We start from the raw sequence: 16135 nt of genomic DNA on the forward strand, positions 1-16135 counted from the left end.
CGGAGGCCGCGAAACTCCCGACGCGGCCGCCCGAGGGCGCAGTGCGCCAAATATAGCCGAATACCCCGACCCGGATCGACCCGTGTCGGCTCCGATCTGCGGCATTCACTTTCAAAACTAGAACATGTTCTATATCCTCGGCGGAATGAAGGTCGCAGTGACCGGCGCAGCCGGCTACCTCGGTTCCAACCTGATCCCGCAGCTCCTCGAGCGAGGCCACGAAGTGGTGGCCATCGACCGTGCCGCGCCGACCATCTCCGATCCCGCCGTCACCTGGGTCTCCGGTGACGTGCTCGATCCGGCGTCGATGCGCACGGCCCTGGCGGGCGCCGAGGTCGTCTACCACCTGGTCGCGCTGATCACGCTCGCGGAGAAGAACGATCTGGCGTGGCGGGTGAACACCGAGGGCGTGCGGGTCACCGCCGAGGCGGCGCTCGAGGTCGGGGTGCGCCGTTTCGTGCACACCAGCTCCATCCACGCGTTCGACCAGTACCGGGCGGGGCACATCGACGAGACCACCGTCCGCTCCACGGATCCAGGCCTGCCGGTGTACGACCGGTCCAAGTGGGCGGGTGAGCAGGAGCTGCGCACGGTGATCGAGCGCGGTCTCGACGCGGTGATCGTGAACCCGACGGGCGTCTACGGCCCGGTCGACCATCCCGACCGGCTCTCGCGCCTCAACACCGTCACCGCCGAGGCGATGCGCGGCCGGACGCCGGTGATGATCGGCGGCGGCTTCGACCTGGTGGACGTGCGCGATGTGGCGCACGGCCTGATCCTGGCGGGCGAGAAGGGCCGCACCGGCGAGAACTACCTGCTCGGCGGCTACATGACATCGCTGCTCGACCTGTGCCGGATGGCCGCCGCGCGCACCGGCGCCAAGGGGCCGCGCTTCGCGATTCCCGCCAAGGCCCTCGGCGCCGTCCTGCCGATCGTGGAGCCGATCGGCAAGCGCTTCGGCTCCGACATCCTGTCCAAGGCCGCCCTCGGCGCCATCCTGTCGGCCCCGATCGTCGACCACGGCAAGGCCGAACGCGAACTCGGCTACCATCCGCGCCCCACCGCGGAAACCGTCGCCGACCTGGTCGATTTCCTGCGCGCACCGCGCACCGTCTGACCACAGCCCCCACGCCGCGGCCGTCACCGCCGCCGAGGCCGGAAGCTTGACATCGTTTCGAACGCGTGTTCGACTCGAGGGGTGCGGTGGCAAGCGCAGACTCTGGACGTCGAGGACGGCGCCCTGCCCGGGTTGACCCGGGCAGGGCTGGTCCGTTCGGTCCGCACGCCCGAATTCGACGGGGTCACCTTCCACGAGGTGCTGTGCAAGAGCGCGCTGAACAAGATGCCGGAGAGCTCGTCGCTGCCGTTCCGCTGGACGATCAATCCGATGCGCGGGTGCACACACGCCTGCCGCTACTGCTTCGCCCGCAGCAGCCACGAGTACCTCGATCTCGACGCGGGGCGTGACTTCGACTCCCAGATCGTGGTGAAGACCAACGTGGCGGCGGTCCTGCGCCGCGAGCTCGGCCGCCGGTCCTGGCGGCGCGAGGCGGTCGCGCTGGGCACCAACACCGATCCGTATCAACGGGCCGAGGGCCGATACCGGTTGATGCCGGGCATCATTCGCGCCCTCACCGACGCCGGCACGCCGTTCTCGATCCTCACCAAGGGCCCGCTGCTGCGCCGCGATCTGCCGCTGCTCACCGAGGCGGCCCGGCGGGTGGAGGTCAGCGTCGCGGTCTCGATCGCGATCCTCGACATGGATCTGCACCGTGGGCTCGAACCCGGCACGCCGGCACCACGCGCGCGCCTGGAGCTGGTGCGCGCGCTCGCCGACGCGGGGTTCGCGGTGCACGTGATGGTGGCGCCGGTGATCCCCTGCCTCACCGACAGCACCGCGCACCTGGAGGCCCTGTTCGCCGCGATCGCCGAGGCGGGCGCCACCAGCGCCGTCGCCTTCCCCATGCATCTGCGCGGCAGCACTCGCGACTGGTTCCTCGAGTGGCTGGGCACCGAGCATCCCGCCCTGATCCGCCGCTACCGCCAGCTCTACGGCCGCGGCGCCAATGTCACCCCTGCCTACGCCACCTGGTTACGGGAGCGCGTGAATCCCCTGCTCGACGCCTACGATCTGCGACGTCCGCAGGGCCGTACGACACCGGCGGCGCCGACGCCCACTCCGGCGGACCCCCAACTCGCCCTGTTCGGATGAGGACGAAGGGCGCCCGCCGTCGGACGCGGCGCCGTGCGACGATCCCGGCGCGCCGAGCGCCACCCGGACGCGATGCTCAGACGAGCGAGGCGACCTCGGCGTCGGTGAGCACGACCGTGGCGACGGCGTCCTTGTCCCGGACCAGGCGCACACCGCGATAGAGCGGACGCTCGCCCAGCGCGGCGTCCCTGGCCTCGGCGCGCAACTGCTGCACCAGCACGTCGGAGATCGACACCGCCGCGGCGAGTTCGCTCGCGGCGAGGGCGTCGGCGAGCGAGCGCAGGCCGAGCAGGTGCAGTTCGCGGCCGCTGCCCGCGTCGGTGTACATCGCCAGCGGGATCAGCTGGATCTCGGATCCCACGGTCACCTTCAGCACGATCCGGCTCAGCCGGCCGGGGAAGACCAGCAGTTGCACACCGGTCGCGTCGGCGAGGTCGACCCGACGCTCCCCGAACAGCCGATGCGCGCGGATCACGGTGCCGCTCAACCACATCCGCCGACGCCGGAACGCGACGACGTACCCGATGGTCGGCACGGCCACGACCAGCCCGAGGACGATCGCGTACGGCCAGCTCAACCAGATCGCCGACACCAGCGTCACCACGATGCCGACGGCGAGCGCGCCCAGCGCGAGCCTGCGCAGCATCGGCGCGAACACCTCCGGCGCCACCAGGTCGATGCCGACCGGCGCCGCCGCGGACTTCCCGTCCACCCTGTCCCTCTCCACCCCGGCCCGTCCGGTCCGCGGCGCGGTCAGAGTACCGCGCCGTGGACCGGTGGGCTCAGTGCCCGAGCGCGGTGCGCAGCACCCCGACGACCTCGCCGAGCGGCACCTGACGCTGCTCGCCGGTGCCCATCTCCTTGACTCCGATCGCGTGCTCCTCGAGATCGCGATCGCCCAGGACCAGCGTGTACTTCGCGCCGGAGCGGTCGGCGCCCTTCATGGCGCCCTTCATGCCGCGTCCGCCGTAGGCGAGGTCGACGCTGATGCCCGCGCCGCGCAGCTCCCCGGCGAGCGCGACCAGCCGCGCCTTGGCGGCGTCGCCCAGGGCGATGCCGTACACCTGGCAGCGCGCCGGGTCGGCGGCCGTCTTGCCCTCGGCCGCCAGCGCCAGCACCGTGCGGTCGACGCCGATGCCGAAGCCGATGCCCGACAGCGGCTGCCCGCCGAGTTCGGCCATCAGCCCGTCGTAGCGGCCGCCGCCGCCGATGCCGGACTGCGCGCCGAGCTGGTCGTGCACGAACTCGAAGGTGGTCTTGGTGTAGTAGTCCAGACCGCGGACCATGCGCGGGTTCACCACGTACGGCACGCCGAGCGCGTCGAGGTGCGCGAGCACCTGCTCGAAGTGGGTCTTCGCCGATTCCGAGAGGTGGTCGATCATCAGCGGCGCGTTCGCGGTGAGCTCGCGGACCTCGGGTCGCTTGTCGTCGAGCACGCGCAGCGGGTTGATCTGGGCGCGGCGGCGGGTCTCCTCGTCGAGCGGGAGACCGAACAGGAACTCCTGCAGCAGCTCGCGGTACTGCGGCCGGCAGGTCTCGTCGCCGAGCGAGGTGATCTCGAGCCGGAAACCGTCCAGGCCCAGGCCGCGGAAACCGGCGTCGGCCACCGCGATGACCTCGGCGTCGAGCGCGGGATCGTCGACGCCGATCGCCTCGATCCCCACCTGCTGCAGCTGCCGGTACCGGCCCGCCTGCGGGCGTTCGTAGCGGAAGAACGGTCCGGCGTAGCAGAGCTTGAGCGGCAGCTGACCGCTCTTGTCGAGCCCGTGCTGGATGACCGCGCGCATCACGCCCGCGGTGCCTTCGGGCCGCAGGGTGAAGCTCTCGCCGTTGCGGTCGGCGAAGGTCCACATCTCCTTGCTGACCACGTCGGTCGACTCGCCGACACCCCGGGCGAACAGGGCGGTCTGTTCGAAGATCGGCAGCTCGATATGTCCGTACCCGGCCAGTCGGGCGGCATCGATCAAGCCGTCGCGCACGGCGACGAACTCGGCCGATCCGGGCGGCACGTAATCCGGGACCCCCTTCGGGGCGGTGAAGCTGCTGGTCTTGGTCACGATCACCCAGTTTTCCCCACGGGCGCCCCCGGAGTCCAACCGGTTACCCTCTAGACGAATTCGACGACACGGGAGGAACGCGGTAGTGCCGAGCAATGAACAGCGACGGGCGGCGGCCAAGCGCAAGCTGGAGCGTCAGCTGGTACGACGGGCCGAGCAGGAGAAGAAGCGCAAGCGCCTCATGATCGCGGGCTCGGTCCTCGGTGTCATCGTGGTCGCGGCCGCCGTGACCGGCGTGTACTTCCTCACCAAGAGCGAGGACGCCGACACGACTGCCGAATCCTCGTCGCAGGTGCCGACGACGACGTTCGTCAACACCCCGCTCGACCTGCCCGGCCCGCCGCCCCCGGCCGCCAAGCCCGCCACCGTCGACTGCGCCTACCCGGCGAGCACCGAGCCCGCCGCCAAGCCGGTCAACGCGCCGGCCACGACCTCGGTCGCCACCGACGGTCCCGAGGTCAAGGTCGCCATCGACTCCACCCAGGGCCCGATCGGGCTGACGCTCAACAGCGCGCAGGCGCCGTGCACGGTCAACTCGCTGGTGAGCCTGGCGAACCAGGGTTACTTCGACAAGACCAGCTGCCACCGCATCGTGGCCAGCCCCGGCTTCGGCATCCTGCAGTGCGGTGACCCGCAGGCCAGCGGCATGGGCGGCCCCGGCTACACCTTCGACAACGAATACCCGACCGACGTGTTCCCCGCGGGCGACCCGGCGCTCGAGCAGCCGGTGAACTACAAGCGCGGCGTGGTCGCGATGGCCAACGCGGGCACCACGCCCGACGGCAAGGGCACCAACGGCAGCCAGTTCTTCCTGGTCTTCGGTGACACCCAGCTGCCCCCGAACTACACGATCTTCGGCACCATCGACGAGGCCGGCCTGGCCACCCTCGACAAGGTCGCGGGCGCCGGCGTGAAGGGCGGGGCCGAGGACGGCGCACCGGCCATGCCGATCTCGTTCACCAGCGTCAAGGTGGCCTGAGACCACCGCCAGACCCACGACGGGCCGGACGCCACCTCGGCGTCCGGCCCGTCGTGTTTCGGTCGTGTCCTTCGCGCGGTAGTCTCAGATGTCCACTTCCACAGCCGCATCGGGGAGCAGTCATGGCGGAACTCGACGACATCGGTAGCGAAACTGCGGCGATGATGCGCACCATGCTGCAGATGGCCACTCTCGTCGCGCTCAAGTCACGCGAACACGGGCAGAAGGAAGCCGAGGCCCGCGCGAAGGCGGTCGAGGCGAAGATGAAGGAAGCCAGGGAACTCCAGGTCCGCGAGGCGCGCGATCTGAAGGCCAAGGACCCCCGCAACATCGAGCTGGTCCAGATGATGTCGGTCGGCAACAAGGCGACGCAGGCACGCGGGCTCAGCCTGGAGAAGGACCCGTCCTCCCCGTTCGCCAGCACCGCTACCAGCACCGCGGCGTCGGTCGGCGCGAATGTGCCGCAGGTGGGCTACGACTCGGTCGAGCGGCGCGCAGCCATCGCCGCCCATCTCCAACGGGCCGGTGTCGCACCGGAATTGGCGGAGGTGCGAATGCTGGTCGAGATGGGCCAGGGCATTTCGCCGGAGGAGGCGATCCGCCGCACCAACGCCGGCGCCCGCCGTGCCGGGATGGAACGCGCCATCGACCCGCGCGGCCTCGAACGCGGGCGCTGAGCCACCGATCGGGGGCGGTCACAGCGGCCCCCGATCGGTCCGCCGCTAGAACGGCTTGGTCTTGCCCATCGTGCGCTGCACATCGGGATCGGTGAACTGATCCCGATCCCCGCCCACCGGCTCCTCGAAGGGCAGCGGATCGAGCATCTTCTTGTGCCCGTTGCGCACACTGCAGTATTTGAACGGTCCGCGCGGATCGAACAGTTTCGTCATGTGCGGGTCGGCGTGGTCGAGGAACCAGACACTGATCCCCGGTCCGCCCTGCAGGCGGAAATGCTCCCACGCCTGCCACAGCGCGTGCAGACGCACGGCCGCCTCGGGGTGACGCCACCATTCCGGGCACCACACCGTGTCGCTGATGTCGGTGACCTGCCTGCTGTACACCTTGCTGAGGTACTCGTTGACGAACTCGAAGACGGTGTCGTACCCGTTCGTGATGTCGCGCGCGGCTTGCGTCTGGTCGTTCACAGGGGCTTGACCTCCTCGATGTCACCGATCTGATCGGGCGGGGTGGACTGGGACAGCACGGGGGTGCCGATGAGATCGTCGATGCGGGTCTTGCGGGTCGGATCGTTGTACTCGATCGACTGCTTCACCGCCTCGGCGTACTCCGACTCCCACCACGGCACGGTACGGACCAGCACGGCGGGCTGACCGGAGGTGAACACCACCGCGCGGCCGCGGGGCAGCGTCGCCAGCCCCTGCGCGGTGAAGGTCACCGAGGAACTGAGCGAACGCGAGTAGCTCTTGCTGCTGCCCGACTGCGACATCGACGACGAGATCGAGTCGTATTCGCCGATGGCCTCGGAGCGGTCGCGCAGGAACGCCATGTCGTCGACGCCGCTGCCGAGCACCTTGATGTTGGCCGCCGACCACAGCGCGCTCATGCCGGCGTCGCCCCAGCAGCGCGCGCCCTGCGCCCACGACTGCAGCACCGTCATCACCACGATGCCGCGCGAGCCGAAGTGGCTGTACTGCTTGGGCAGGTCCTTCCAGCGCACCACGTTGGCCGCCTCGTCGAGCACCGCCAGCAGCGGGATCGGCAGCCTGCCGCCCGACGACATCGCCGCCTTGCGCATCGCGACGTCGATGACGGCCTCGGTGAGCGCGCTCACCAGCGGCGCGGCCGAGCCGCGACCCTCCAGCGAGAGGCAGTAGAGGGTGCCGTTGCGTTCGACGAACTCGAGCTCGTCGAACTGCAGGCGGTCACCGGCGCCGCGGGTGATCCACGGGTGCACGTTCGACATCTGCAGGCAGCGCACCATCTTCTTGGCCGTGCCGAAGATGCCGCTCTTGGTGCGCTGTTCGGCGTTGTACTGCATGGCCAGGCCGGACGCGGTGAAGTCGTGCCCCTCGCCACGCAGGTGCTCGATCGGCTCGCTGTTCTGCGGGTTGGTCACCCATTCCCACACCTGGGTGATCGGCTTGCCCGCGATCGCGGCCGCCAGGAAGAGCCCGGCGAGCAGGTCCTCGGCCTCGGGGTCGAAGAAGCTGTCGGTGGTGTCGGCGCCACCGCTCTCGGCGTCGGCGAAGTGCCCGGCCAGGCGGGCCGCGCGCATCTCGCACCCTTCCCGCCGGTGGTCGACCCAGGCCAGCGGATCCCAGAACCAGCCGGGCCGCTCCCCGGCCACGCCCTGCGGGTCGAAGACGAAGGTCGCGCTGCCCTTGGCCTCGCGCACGTTGCGGGTCGCGTCGACCACGTCGCGCTTGTTGGAGGTGGTGAGCACCGGGCCGATGGCCGACAGGATCGCCGGGATCACCCGGGAGGTCGACTTGCCCTGGCGCGGGCCCCAGATGTCGAGGTGCAGGTCCTCGTAGGAGCCGTAGAGCGGGGTGCCGTCGGCGACGGCGACCCCGATCGGCACGCCGGGGGCGTCGTTGGTGCCCAGACGCACGCCGAGGTCCTTGGCCTTCTCCCGCACGCCCGCCTCGGTGATCGAGGCGATGGCGCTGCCGGTGCCCATGTGGTCGGCCTTGTCGTCGATCGAGAGCCTGCCCTTCACCGCCCGCTTCTTGAGCTGCTTGCGGATCACCACGTACGCGATCACCGCGAGCACGACCAAGATCACGATCACCGTCGAGGCGCGCGGCCACTGCAACTTGCCGCGGGCCAGGTCGGCGACCACGGCGATCGGGTTCACCGGGATGTTCTGCGGCACCACGGAGAGCGCGTTGCCCAGGTGCAGCGCGACGGCGAGGGTGATCAGCGTCGCAAAGCCGAACACGATCAGGATCAGCGTCGTGTCGGGTCCGACCGCGGCCGGATCCGTCACCTTCTTCTTCGCCACGTGTGCCTCCTTGTGGACCTTGTCGGATGGTGGTGGGTGCTCAGCGGAACGCGTCGAGGCGCCAGCCCTGCGGCGTCTGCACCACGGTCGCGATGACCGTGCTCGGCGGTAGTTCCTCGGACCGCCCGTTCGGATAGACGACCGTCTGCTCGATGCCGATCTTGTACTGCGCCACGGCCGGATCCGCGCCGGTCGGCGCCGGCTCGCCCGAGGCGAAGGTGAACGCCTCGACGTGCGCCTTCGCCTTGCCCCAGTCGGCCCACTGCAGCGAGGGTTTCGGTGTCCCGGCTACCCCGTCCGAGCTGTCCAGCATACGGATCATGCTGGGCCCCAGCCATTTTCGCGCACGCTGCACCGAGTCGCCCGGTTCCTCGGTGGTGGGGTTCCAGGTGTAGATCTCCCGCAGGGCGACGACCGCGACGCCGTCGGGCGTCGTCGGGTCGACCGGCGCGGCGGCATCGAGCAGCCGAGTCGTCGAGGTGGCGCCGTCGGAGCGCGCGGTATCGGCGTCACCGCCACATGCGGCGACCGTGCTGAGGACCGCCACGAGCATCACCGCCGGGATCGTGCGGATTCGTGTTCTCTCCCACCAGGTTATCTCCGGTGCGCGCCGCCGTGTGGTCACAACACCCTCCTCGCCCGCGCGTCACCCGGCACCGCCACCTCGACGACGCCACCACCGCCGCCACCGCTCGACGCGGGCACCGCCTGGATCATCTGGCCGTTGCCCGCGTAGATCCCGACCTTCGACGGGCCCCTCGGCCCGAATCCGCTGAAGACCAGGTCACCGGCCGCCACCTTGGCGATCGGGACCTCGCGGCCCGACTCCCATTGCTGCTCGGCCGTTCCCGGCAGGGTCACCTCGCCCGCCGACGCCGCGAACACCGCCGCGGCCGTCAGGCCCGGCCCGTCGAAACCGCCGCCGGTGGGCCCCTGTACGCCACCGCCGCCCCACACGTACGGGGTGCCGAGCCAGTCGTGCGCGGCCTCGACGATCTGCGCGCCGCCACCGCCTGGTTCGGGAGTGAACCGGCCCTGGGCGCCGGGCGCGCGATATTGCGGTTCCATCGCCAGGATGTTGGTGACGTAGGGCCGAGTCTCGGAGTAGTGCGCCGCATACTGATTCGGCATGCCGCCGGAGGCGAGCACGGCGCCCTCACCGGCGTTGTAGCCGGCCAGCGTCAGCGCGGCCAGATCGCCGGAGACCCGGCCCTCGGCCATCCAGCCCGAGATCTTGTGCGCGAGGGCGCACATGTAGCGCGCCTGGCCGATGATCGCGTCACCGTCGTCCCAGACGCTGGCCGTCCCGTTGCCGTCGGCGTCGAGGACATACGGTTTGCCGTCGTCGGGATTGATGCTCACCGCGGTGCCGGGCAGGAACTGGGCCAGACCCTGCGCGCCGGCGGGCGAGGTGAGACCGCGCCGGAAGCCCGACTCCTGCTTGGCCTGGGCGGCCAGCAGCGAGGAGGAGATCTCGGGGCAGACCGCGCCCGCCCTGCGGTACCAGATCTCGAGTTCGGCGGGCACCTTGCCGTCGGCGAGCGCGCCACCGGCGCTGCCGAATCCGCGCACGCAACTGGGATCGATCGAGAAGGCCCGCGCCCCACCGACATCGGGGGTCGGGGCGCCGTCGAGCCACGGCATCGGGTCGATCTGGCGGCCGCCGGTGAAACGGCCGCCGGGCACGATCTCGAAATGCAGGTGCGGGCCGGAGGATTCGCCCGCCGAGCCGACCATCCCGATCGGCTGCCCCGCGGTGACCGTCTGACCGGTGCGCACCTTCACGCCGTGGTCCCACATGTGGCCGTAGACGGCGGAGAAGGCGCGCCCGTTGGTGTCGACGGAATCGACGACGATCCAGTTGCCGAATCCCGACGCGGGCCCGGCGGCGACGACCCGGCCGTCGGAGACCGAGTAGATGGTGGTCCCGTCGGCGGCGGCCATGTCGATGCCCTTGTGATCGCCGCCGCGGGAGCCGAAAACGTCGGAGACGGTGAAGGTCCCGGTCTCCAGCGGCAGGGTGCGCCGCAGCGGGCCGACGCCCGCCGCCAGCGACGGTGTGCCGGTGACCGCGGGGTTGGTCGTCGTCGAGGCGCCGGCGCGCACATCGCCGGGGAGGTCGCCGCCGAGTTGGGGCAGGGTGGGTGCCGAGGACCCGTCGAGCACGTCGCCGGTCTCGCAGGTCTCGTCCGAGGCGGGCAGCACGATGACCAGCACGAGCGCGATCAGCCCGATGACGGCGCCGAACGCCGACATCGTCATGGTGCGCAGGTTCACCGGCCGCCTCCTGGCGTTCCGCGCCGGGCGCCGGGATCCGGGGCCGCCGCGGCGATCTTCACGTCCGGCGCCGGGTTTCGTTGAGGGTGTCGGCCAGGGTGCGGTTCATCTCGGCCGCGGCGGCCAGCTGCTGTTGCAGCAGCACCACTTTGCGGCGCAGCGCGGTGGCGTCCATCCGCTCCAGGCTCGGGCCCTCGGCGGCGCGCACCCAGTTGCGCACCGAATTCGCGTGCACGCCGATCTGTTCGGCCACCACCCGGCAGGCCTCGGACTCGCTGCGCAACTTGTCGGTCAGGGCCATGACCTGCTCGACCGCGGCGGTGCGGACCTCGGGCGAGACCCTGCGGTAGGACCGGTGCGGCATCATTGCCGGCCTCCGTTCGTCGACGGTTCGCCCGCGGCGCGCGGGGCGTCGCCGAATTCGCTGAACCGCTGATTCGTGTCGTGGATTCCGCTTTCCTTCTCCGACACCGTGAACTCCATGTGGAAGGGGATACCGGGGCGGCGGTCCTCACCGATCTTGAGCAGGAACTTGCCGGTGCCCGGCGGTGAGGGACGCTGCTGGCCGGGGCGCAGCGCCTCGCCGGTGAGGGCCTGGGGCGCCGACCAGCCGGTGACCATCTCCTGCTCGGCGGAGGTGAACGGCACAGTGGAATCGAGCCTGCTGATCTCTTCCGCGGGCAGGGCGCCGAAGATCTTGGCGCGCGCGCGTTCCAGGAAGCCGATCGCCTTGGCGATCGCGGCGTCCGAGCCGAGGGCCTGCAGGTCCTTGATGGTGTGGCTGATCATGATCAGCGCGGTGGCCAGGCCGCGCTGCAGACGGGTGAGCTCGTCGACGCGGTCGACCATGAAGTCGCCGAGGCCGAGCACCTGCCACAACTCGTCCATCACGACCTGGAAGTAGCGCTGCGGGCCGAGTTTCGCGTCGGCGAGCACGTGCGCGGCCTCGACCGAGGCGAACCCGTCGGCCCAGCAGGCCAGCATGACCGCGGCCTTGAGTTTCTTGTCGCCGGTGGGGATGTGCGAGACGTCGATGCAGACCGCCACGGCGCCGGTGTCGATCGGCACCGAGGTCTGGCCGTTGAAGATCGCGCCGAACGGACCCTGGGTGAGCGCGCGCAACGAGCGGCGCAGGTTCTTGATCGCGTTCTGGTACTCGTCGTCGTTGTCGGCGCCCGCGTCGAGCATCAGTTCGGCGCCGCCGCCGACGATCACCTCCAGCAGGTTCTCCATGATCGGCGGCTTGTCCGGGGTGTAGCCGCTGCCCGGCTGGTACAGGATGCGCAGCGAGGTCGCGATGAGCGTTTCCTCGAAGTCGGCGACCCTGGCGCCGCGCACCAGCTCGACCAGACCGGCGATCAGGGTGACCTGCCTGGCCCGCAGGTCCTGCAGCACCTGCCGTTGCAGCGCGGGGAACTCGTCGAGCCGGGGCACCACCGAGCCGAGCACGCCCGCGGCCAGCGGGTTGAGCTTGCCGTGGCCGTAGCCGAGGTCGATGACCTGGCCGCCGACGAGTTCGACCATCTTGCGGTAGTCGGGTTTGACGTCGGCCAGGATCAGCGGCGTGATGCCCTGGGCGATCCCGCCGAGCACGATCCGGCGCACCAGCGAGGACTTGCCGAAACCGTTGAGGCCGAGCACGAACAGGCTGGGCGCGGTGATGAAGCTGCCGCGCATGAACCAGTTCATCGGGTCGAAGCAGACCGGTGCGCCGGTGTGCAGGTGCGAGCCGAGCGGGGTGCCGATCAGCGGCGCGCCCGCGCCCACCGACCAGGGCCACAGCCCGGCGATCTGCGCCGTGGTGGCCCGGTATTCGACCGGGCGGCCGACGACGTTCATCTTGCCGCCGCCGGGACCGGAGTAGCCGCGGTCGGTCAATTCGGCGGTGGTGCGGTCGAATCCGTCGCTGACGACGGCCTCGCTGCGGGCCTGGGCGTTGTTGCGGCGCAGGTCGTCGGTGTGGATGCGGAAGGTCGCCCAGGCCGCGCGCAGGCCCGACTGCTCGCGGGCGATCATCTCGTAGCGGGCGCGGGTGGCGTCGTCGAGCAGCGGCGGACCGGACTGCTTGCGCCGCTCCGGCTTGCCCTTCGCCTTGGACCGGCCCGCGCCCATGGCGCGGTCGGCGAGGTCGTCGGGACGGTCGGCCTTGGGCTGGCGGACAGGCTTGACCGGCTTCGCCGGCTCGGCCGGGCGCTGCTTGCGCCGGGGGTTCATGGCCCGTTCGTGATCGAGACGCGGGCCGTGGTCCTCGGGCCGCAGGCCGCGGTCGCGGCGGGCACGCTCGGCCTCGGGGCGTGGCCGTGGCCGCCGCTCCCCCGCGCCGGGACGGTCACCGCGGCCCGCGTCGCCGCGCCGCCCGCGCGGCGCGTCCTCGGGTGGCCTGCGGTTCTCCCTCGGCCGGCCGGCCGGTTCGCCGCGTTCGGCGGTCCGGCGTGCCTCGTCGGCACGGGAGCGGCCGCCCGATTCCGCGGCGCGCGGGCGACGTTCGTGCTCGTCGGCCGTGGACGTCCCGCGCGCCGACTCGCGGTCGGCGCGTTCGGTGCGCTCCTCGAGGCCGAGCACATCGTCGCTCACGCGCGAAGAACTCCCGACCGGTCGTGGCTCGCGTTCCCCGCGGATGCGGGGCGGCCGGTGGACGGGCCGTAGCGCGATGTCGTCGAAGTCGCGTCCCATGATCGCCTCACCCCGCCAATGCCTTCGGAATGGTCGCGTGCTCGGGCAGGATGACGCCGCAACCCAGCGAGGCCGCGAACGCCGCGGCCTGGTAGCGGTAGCAGCGCCGGATCTTGAGCCGGGCCTGCGTCGAGAGGTCGCGGGTGATGGCCTCGATGCGCGGCAGGTCACCGCGCAGCGGCTCGGTGATCGTCACCAGCGCGCCGAAGCGGGTGACGCCGTGTCCGCGGGCCTGTTCCTCACGAGCCTGCTGGGTCGCGCCGACCCGCAGTGTCGCGGCGGCCGAGACCACACCGCGTTCGCTCTGCTGCGCGACGAGCGCGTTCTTGAAGTCGTCGTCGACGATCTCCGCGGCGTCGGCGGCCGAGTGCGGCCGGTAGACGATCGCGATGCGCTTGCGCGGCACTTCGGGATTCGGCGCGAGCAGCCGCTGCAGCACCCGCTCGTCGACCGCGCCCTCGGGCGCCGCGTCCATCTCCCAGGTGACCGAGCGGCCACCGTCGTGGATGAGGTGGTCCCATTTCTCGTCGTGCGAGACCGGACCGGCGTCGTCCCAGCCGAGGCCGTGCCCGCCCGGATCGGCCGCGGCGACCTCGAGGTCGGCCTGTGCGGCGGGGTCGTAGCTGCGCCGGATGAAGGAGATGACCTCCTCGGCCGACATCGGCTGCGCGCGCACGCCCGCCTCGGCCAGCGCGGCGCAGATGCCGGGCAGCCTGCGCCCGATCTCCACGGCCTCCTCGGCCGGGTTCTTGCGGCGCTCCGCGGTGGTGGCCTTGAACGTGATCGCCACGCGCGGCAGCAGTTGCACCCGCTCCTGCGGCAGTTCGGTGGCCAGCTCGTACATCACCTGCTGGGCCAGGTCGGGCGCCTCCGGACGGGTGATCGTGGAGACCTCGTTGAGCAGGCGGTTGCCGGTCTCGGGCACGGTGTCGATCACCGGTACCACCGCGACGATGTCGCTGGTCTGGCCGACCGAGGCGAGGAAGGTGCCCCACGCGGCGACCCAGCGGTCGATGACCGGCTGGTCGACCGCCTCGTGACCCTGCGGCCAGGCCCGCAGCACCACCGTGTACTGCGCGAACGCGGGCAGGTGGATCATCCCGAAGTGGTAGCCGCCCGCATCGATGCCCTCATAGAGCTTCGAGGGCGCGAGCAGACCGGGCAGCTTGGTGACACCGCCCGGGATCCGGGAGAACCGGCCGCCGCGGTACACGTGCTCGCCGTTCTTGCGCGAGCGCATCCAGTTGAACATCATCAGTCCCGTCTCATAGCCCGAACGGCCCCCCGTCCGCCACACCAGGGGCACCATCACCAGCGCGCCGAGGCCGCCGACGACGAAGCCCCACTTGAACCCACCGACCATGGCGCTGATCAGGGCCGCGATCACCACGACGAAACCGATCACGGTCTCTTCCCAGCGCAGGCCGAAGAGGCCCGCGCTGCGCGGCTTCTGCCACAGCCCGTACGAGCGCCGCTCGTAGGTGTCGGTCGAGGTGGTCGTCATCGCGGAATCGTGCTCCTGCCGAGGTCGGGTGAACGATTCGCCCAGCGGTCACCGGCGAGGTCGCCCGCCGACTGGTCGGCGCGCTGGGCGCTGCCCGCCGCGGCCCTGGCGGCGACCACGCCGCGCGCGGCCCCCGAGGGCACCGAACCGGACGTGGGCTGCGGCGCCGCCGCGCCACCGCCACCCCGGGGTGGCGGCGTGGGCGCGGGGCCGCGCGGCGATCGTCCGCCCGCGGTGCCGCCCGCACCGCCGGGCCGGGTACCGCCCGCCGCGCTGCCGAAGTAGCCCGCCGAACCGGGCGCCGCGGCCGGTCGCGAGGCCACCGCTTTCGTACCGATCGCGCCGAGCGCCATCGCGCCGACCGCGGTGCCACCGGCCACCATCAGACCGGAGCCACCGGTGCCGACCGTGGCGACGGCGGGCGCGACCAGGCGCATCAGCGCGGGCAGCACGAACGCGACGCTGCACAGCAGCACCAGCGCCACCAGCATCCGCTGGGCCTGTTCGCCTTCCGGCAGACCGCCCGAGGTGGTGGTCTCGTCGACGTGGCCCGCGGTGGTGAACGCGATCATGTACACGATCGCCGCGACGGGTTTGAACAGCATGAAGGCGATGATCCAGCCGATCAGCTTCTGGTAGGACTGCTTTCCGGTCCCGGTCGCCGACGCGGCCGCGGCCAGCGGCAGCACGCCGGCGGCCACCACGAGCAGGCCCTGCCGCACGATGGCGAGCACGATCTGGGCGAGCGCGCCGAGCAGGCCGACGATCGCGATGATCAGCACCAGACCCGGCGAGAAGGCCTGCAACTTACTGGTTTTCACCATCAGCTCGGCCATGTTCTTGGCATTGCCGCCGGTGGCGTCCTGGATGATCCACTCGGAGAACTTGTCCGAGGCGCGCGTGCCCGCGACGATCACCGCGCCGAGCATCCACGAGCTGAACACCACGCGGGCGAACAGGCGGAACGACTCGGCGGCCTCGCTGACGGCCGCCCCGCGTCTGGCCTCGGCCAATCTGCCGCCGGTGATGATCACCGAGGCGATCAACAACAGCATCTGGATCTGATACGTGTAGTCGTTGATCTTGGTGAACAGGGCGCCCGAATCGCTCACCGCCTCGTTGGGCACCTTCATCCAGAAGGTCAACGCCAGGATCAGCGCCTCGCCGAGGCCCTTCATCAGCGAGTCGACCACCTTGCCGAAGGTGGAGTCCCATGCCTTGTCCTTCACCGCGGTCGCCGCGTCGCCGGGGTGCGTGGCGGCGTTGCCCGCCTTGCACACCGCCGAGGCCGCGTCACCGAGGGAGACACCGGGAATGGCGACGCTGTCGAGCGTGTCGTGCAGTTCGTTGCACGCTTGGTCGAAGCCGTACTGCTGGCCGTAGGCCACGGTCGGCGTCGCGAGCATCACGGTGAAGATCACCGCGAAAATAGTGACGATCCGCCTCAGCATTGTTGGCACCCCTCGAT

The 16135-nt window shown here is 70.9% G+C and carries 14 protein-coding genes; 4 read left to right on the plus strand and 10 right to left on the minus strand.

Annotation, left to right across the window (positions count from 1 at the left end; genetic code table 11):
* Nucleotides 1-145 precede the first annotated feature (145 nt).
* Both DFR69_RS01545 and DFR69_RS01550 read left to right on the plus strand, forming a co-directional pair.
* Nucleotides 146-1117 (plus strand): NAD-dependent epimerase/dehydratase family protein, encoded by a 972-nt coding sequence (locus DFR69_RS01545; RefSeq protein WP_110036071.1) that lies wholly within the window; start codon nt 146-148, stop codon nt 1115-1117.
* Nucleotides 1118-1198: 81 nt separating this feature from the next.
* Nucleotides 1199-2212 carry an Rv2578c family radical SAM protein gene (locus DFR69_RS01550; RefSeq protein WP_110035589.1) on the plus strand — a complete coding sequence of 338 codons (1014 nt, stop codon included), beginning with the start codon at nt 1199-1201 and terminating at the stop codon, nt 2210-2212.
* A gap of 76 nt (nt 2213-2288) precedes the next feature.
* Here DFR69_RS01550 and DFR69_RS01555 read toward each other — a convergent pair whose 3' ends face one another.
* A complete protein-coding gene (locus DFR69_RS01555; protein WP_244198029.1) occupies nt 2289-2924 on the minus strand; it encodes a hypothetical protein in 636 nt (211 codons plus the stop codon).
* Between the two features lie 70 nt (nt 2925-2994).
* Nucleotides 2995-4269, minus strand: coding sequence for a histidine--tRNA ligase (gene hisS / locus DFR69_RS01560; protein WP_110036072.1), 1275 nt, complete (start codon nt 4267-4269; stop codon nt 2995-2997).
* An 85-nt stretch (nt 4270-4354) separates the two neighbouring features.
* Here hisS and DFR69_RS01565 point away from each other — a divergent pair, with 85 nt between their 5' ends.
* Both DFR69_RS01565 and DFR69_RS01570 read left to right on the plus strand, forming a co-directional pair.
* Nucleotides 4355-5248, plus strand: coding sequence for a peptidylprolyl isomerase (locus DFR69_RS01565; protein WP_110035591.1), 894 nt, complete (start codon nt 4355-4357; stop codon nt 5246-5248).
* 122 nt (nt 5249-5370) lie between these two features.
* Nucleotides 5371-5925, plus strand: a complete 555-nt coding sequence (locus DFR69_RS01570; RefSeq protein ID WP_110035592.1) for a hypothetical protein — start codon at nt 5371-5373, stop codon at nt 5923-5925.
* Nucleotides 5926-5970: 45 nt separating this feature from the next.
* Here the strand turns inward: DFR69_RS01570 and DFR69_RS01575 are convergent, their stop codons facing one another.
* Genes DFR69_RS01575 through DFR69_RS01610 form a run of 8 tightly spaced genes read right to left on the minus strand, consistent with a single transcriptional unit; the run spans nt 5971 to nt 16118 of the window.
* Entirely contained in the window at nt 5971-6393 is a 423-nt protein-coding gene (locus DFR69_RS01575; protein WP_110035593.1) for a DUF4913 domain-containing protein, read from the minus strand.
* Nucleotides 6390-8213, minus strand: a complete 1824-nt coding sequence (locus DFR69_RS01580; RefSeq protein ID WP_110035594.1) for a type IV secretory system conjugative DNA transfer family protein — start codon at nt 8211-8213, stop codon at nt 6390-6392. Before DFR69_RS01580 ends, DFR69_RS01575 begins: the two co-directional genes overlap by 4 nt.
* 40 nt (nt 8214-8253) lie before the next feature.
* Complete coding sequence (locus DFR69_RS01585) at nt 8254-8838, minus strand: hypothetical protein (protein WP_244198030.1); 585 nt, start codon at nt 8836-8838, stop codon at nt 8254-8256.
* Entirely contained in the window at nt 8835-10490 is a 1656-nt protein-coding gene (locus DFR69_RS01590) for a peptidoglycan DD-metalloendopeptidase family protein (RefSeq protein ID WP_110035596.1), read from the minus strand. The genes DFR69_RS01585 and DFR69_RS01590 overlap by 4 nt, the downstream gene beginning before the upstream one ends.
* 58 nt (nt 10491-10548) lie before the next feature.
* Nucleotides 10549-10857, minus strand: coding sequence for a transposase (locus DFR69_RS01595; RefSeq protein ID WP_110035597.1), 309 nt, complete (start codon nt 10855-10857; stop codon nt 10549-10551).
* Nucleotides 10854-13163 (minus strand): hypothetical protein, encoded by a 2310-nt coding sequence (locus DFR69_RS01600; RefSeq protein ID WP_110035598.1) that lies wholly within the window; start codon nt 13161-13163, stop codon nt 10854-10856. Before DFR69_RS01600 ends, DFR69_RS01595 begins: the two co-directional genes overlap by 4 nt.
* Nucleotides 13164-13170: 7 nt before the next feature.
* Nucleotides 13171-14667: an SCO6880 family protein gene (locus DFR69_RS01605; RefSeq protein WP_110035599.1), complete on the minus strand. Its 1497-nt coding sequence runs from the start codon at nt 14665-14667 to the stop codon at nt 13171-13173.
* Complete coding sequence (locus DFR69_RS01610; RefSeq protein WP_110035600.1) at nt 14664-16118, minus strand: hypothetical protein; 1455 nt, start codon at nt 16116-16118, stop codon at nt 14664-14666. Before DFR69_RS01610 ends, DFR69_RS01605 begins: the two co-directional genes overlap by 4 nt.
* Nucleotides 16119-16135 lie beyond the last annotated feature (17 nt).

Source organism: Nocardia neocaledoniensis (assembly GCF_003182135.1).
Lineage (GTDB): Bacteria > Actinomycetota > Actinomycetes > Mycobacteriales > Mycobacteriaceae > Nocardia > Nocardia neocaledoniensis.

Coding starts and splice junctions, on each gene's coding strand:
- DFR69_RS01545 (WP_110036071.1), top strand. CDS start 146: ATGAAGGTCGCAGTGACCGGCGCAGCCGGCTACCTCGGTTCCAACCTG.
- DFR69_RS01570 (WP_110035592.1), top strand. CDS start 5,371: ATGGCGGAACTCGACGACATCGGTAGCGAAACTGCGGCGATGATGCGC.
- DFR69_RS01595 (WP_110035597.1), bottom strand. CDS start 10,857: ATGATGCCGCACCGGTCCTACCGCAGGGTCTCGCCCGAGGTCCGCACC.
- DFR69_RS01600 (WP_110035598.1), bottom strand. CDS start 13,163: ATGGGACGCGACTTCGACGACATCGCGCTACGGCCCGTCCACCGGCCG.
- DFR69_RS01605 (WP_110035599.1), bottom strand. CDS start 14,667: ATGACGACCACCTCGACCGACACCTACGAGCGGCGCTCGTACGGGCTG.
- DFR69_RS01610 (WP_110035600.1), bottom strand. CDS start 16,118: ATGCTGAGGCGGATCGTCACTATTTTCGCGGTGATCTTCACCGTGATG.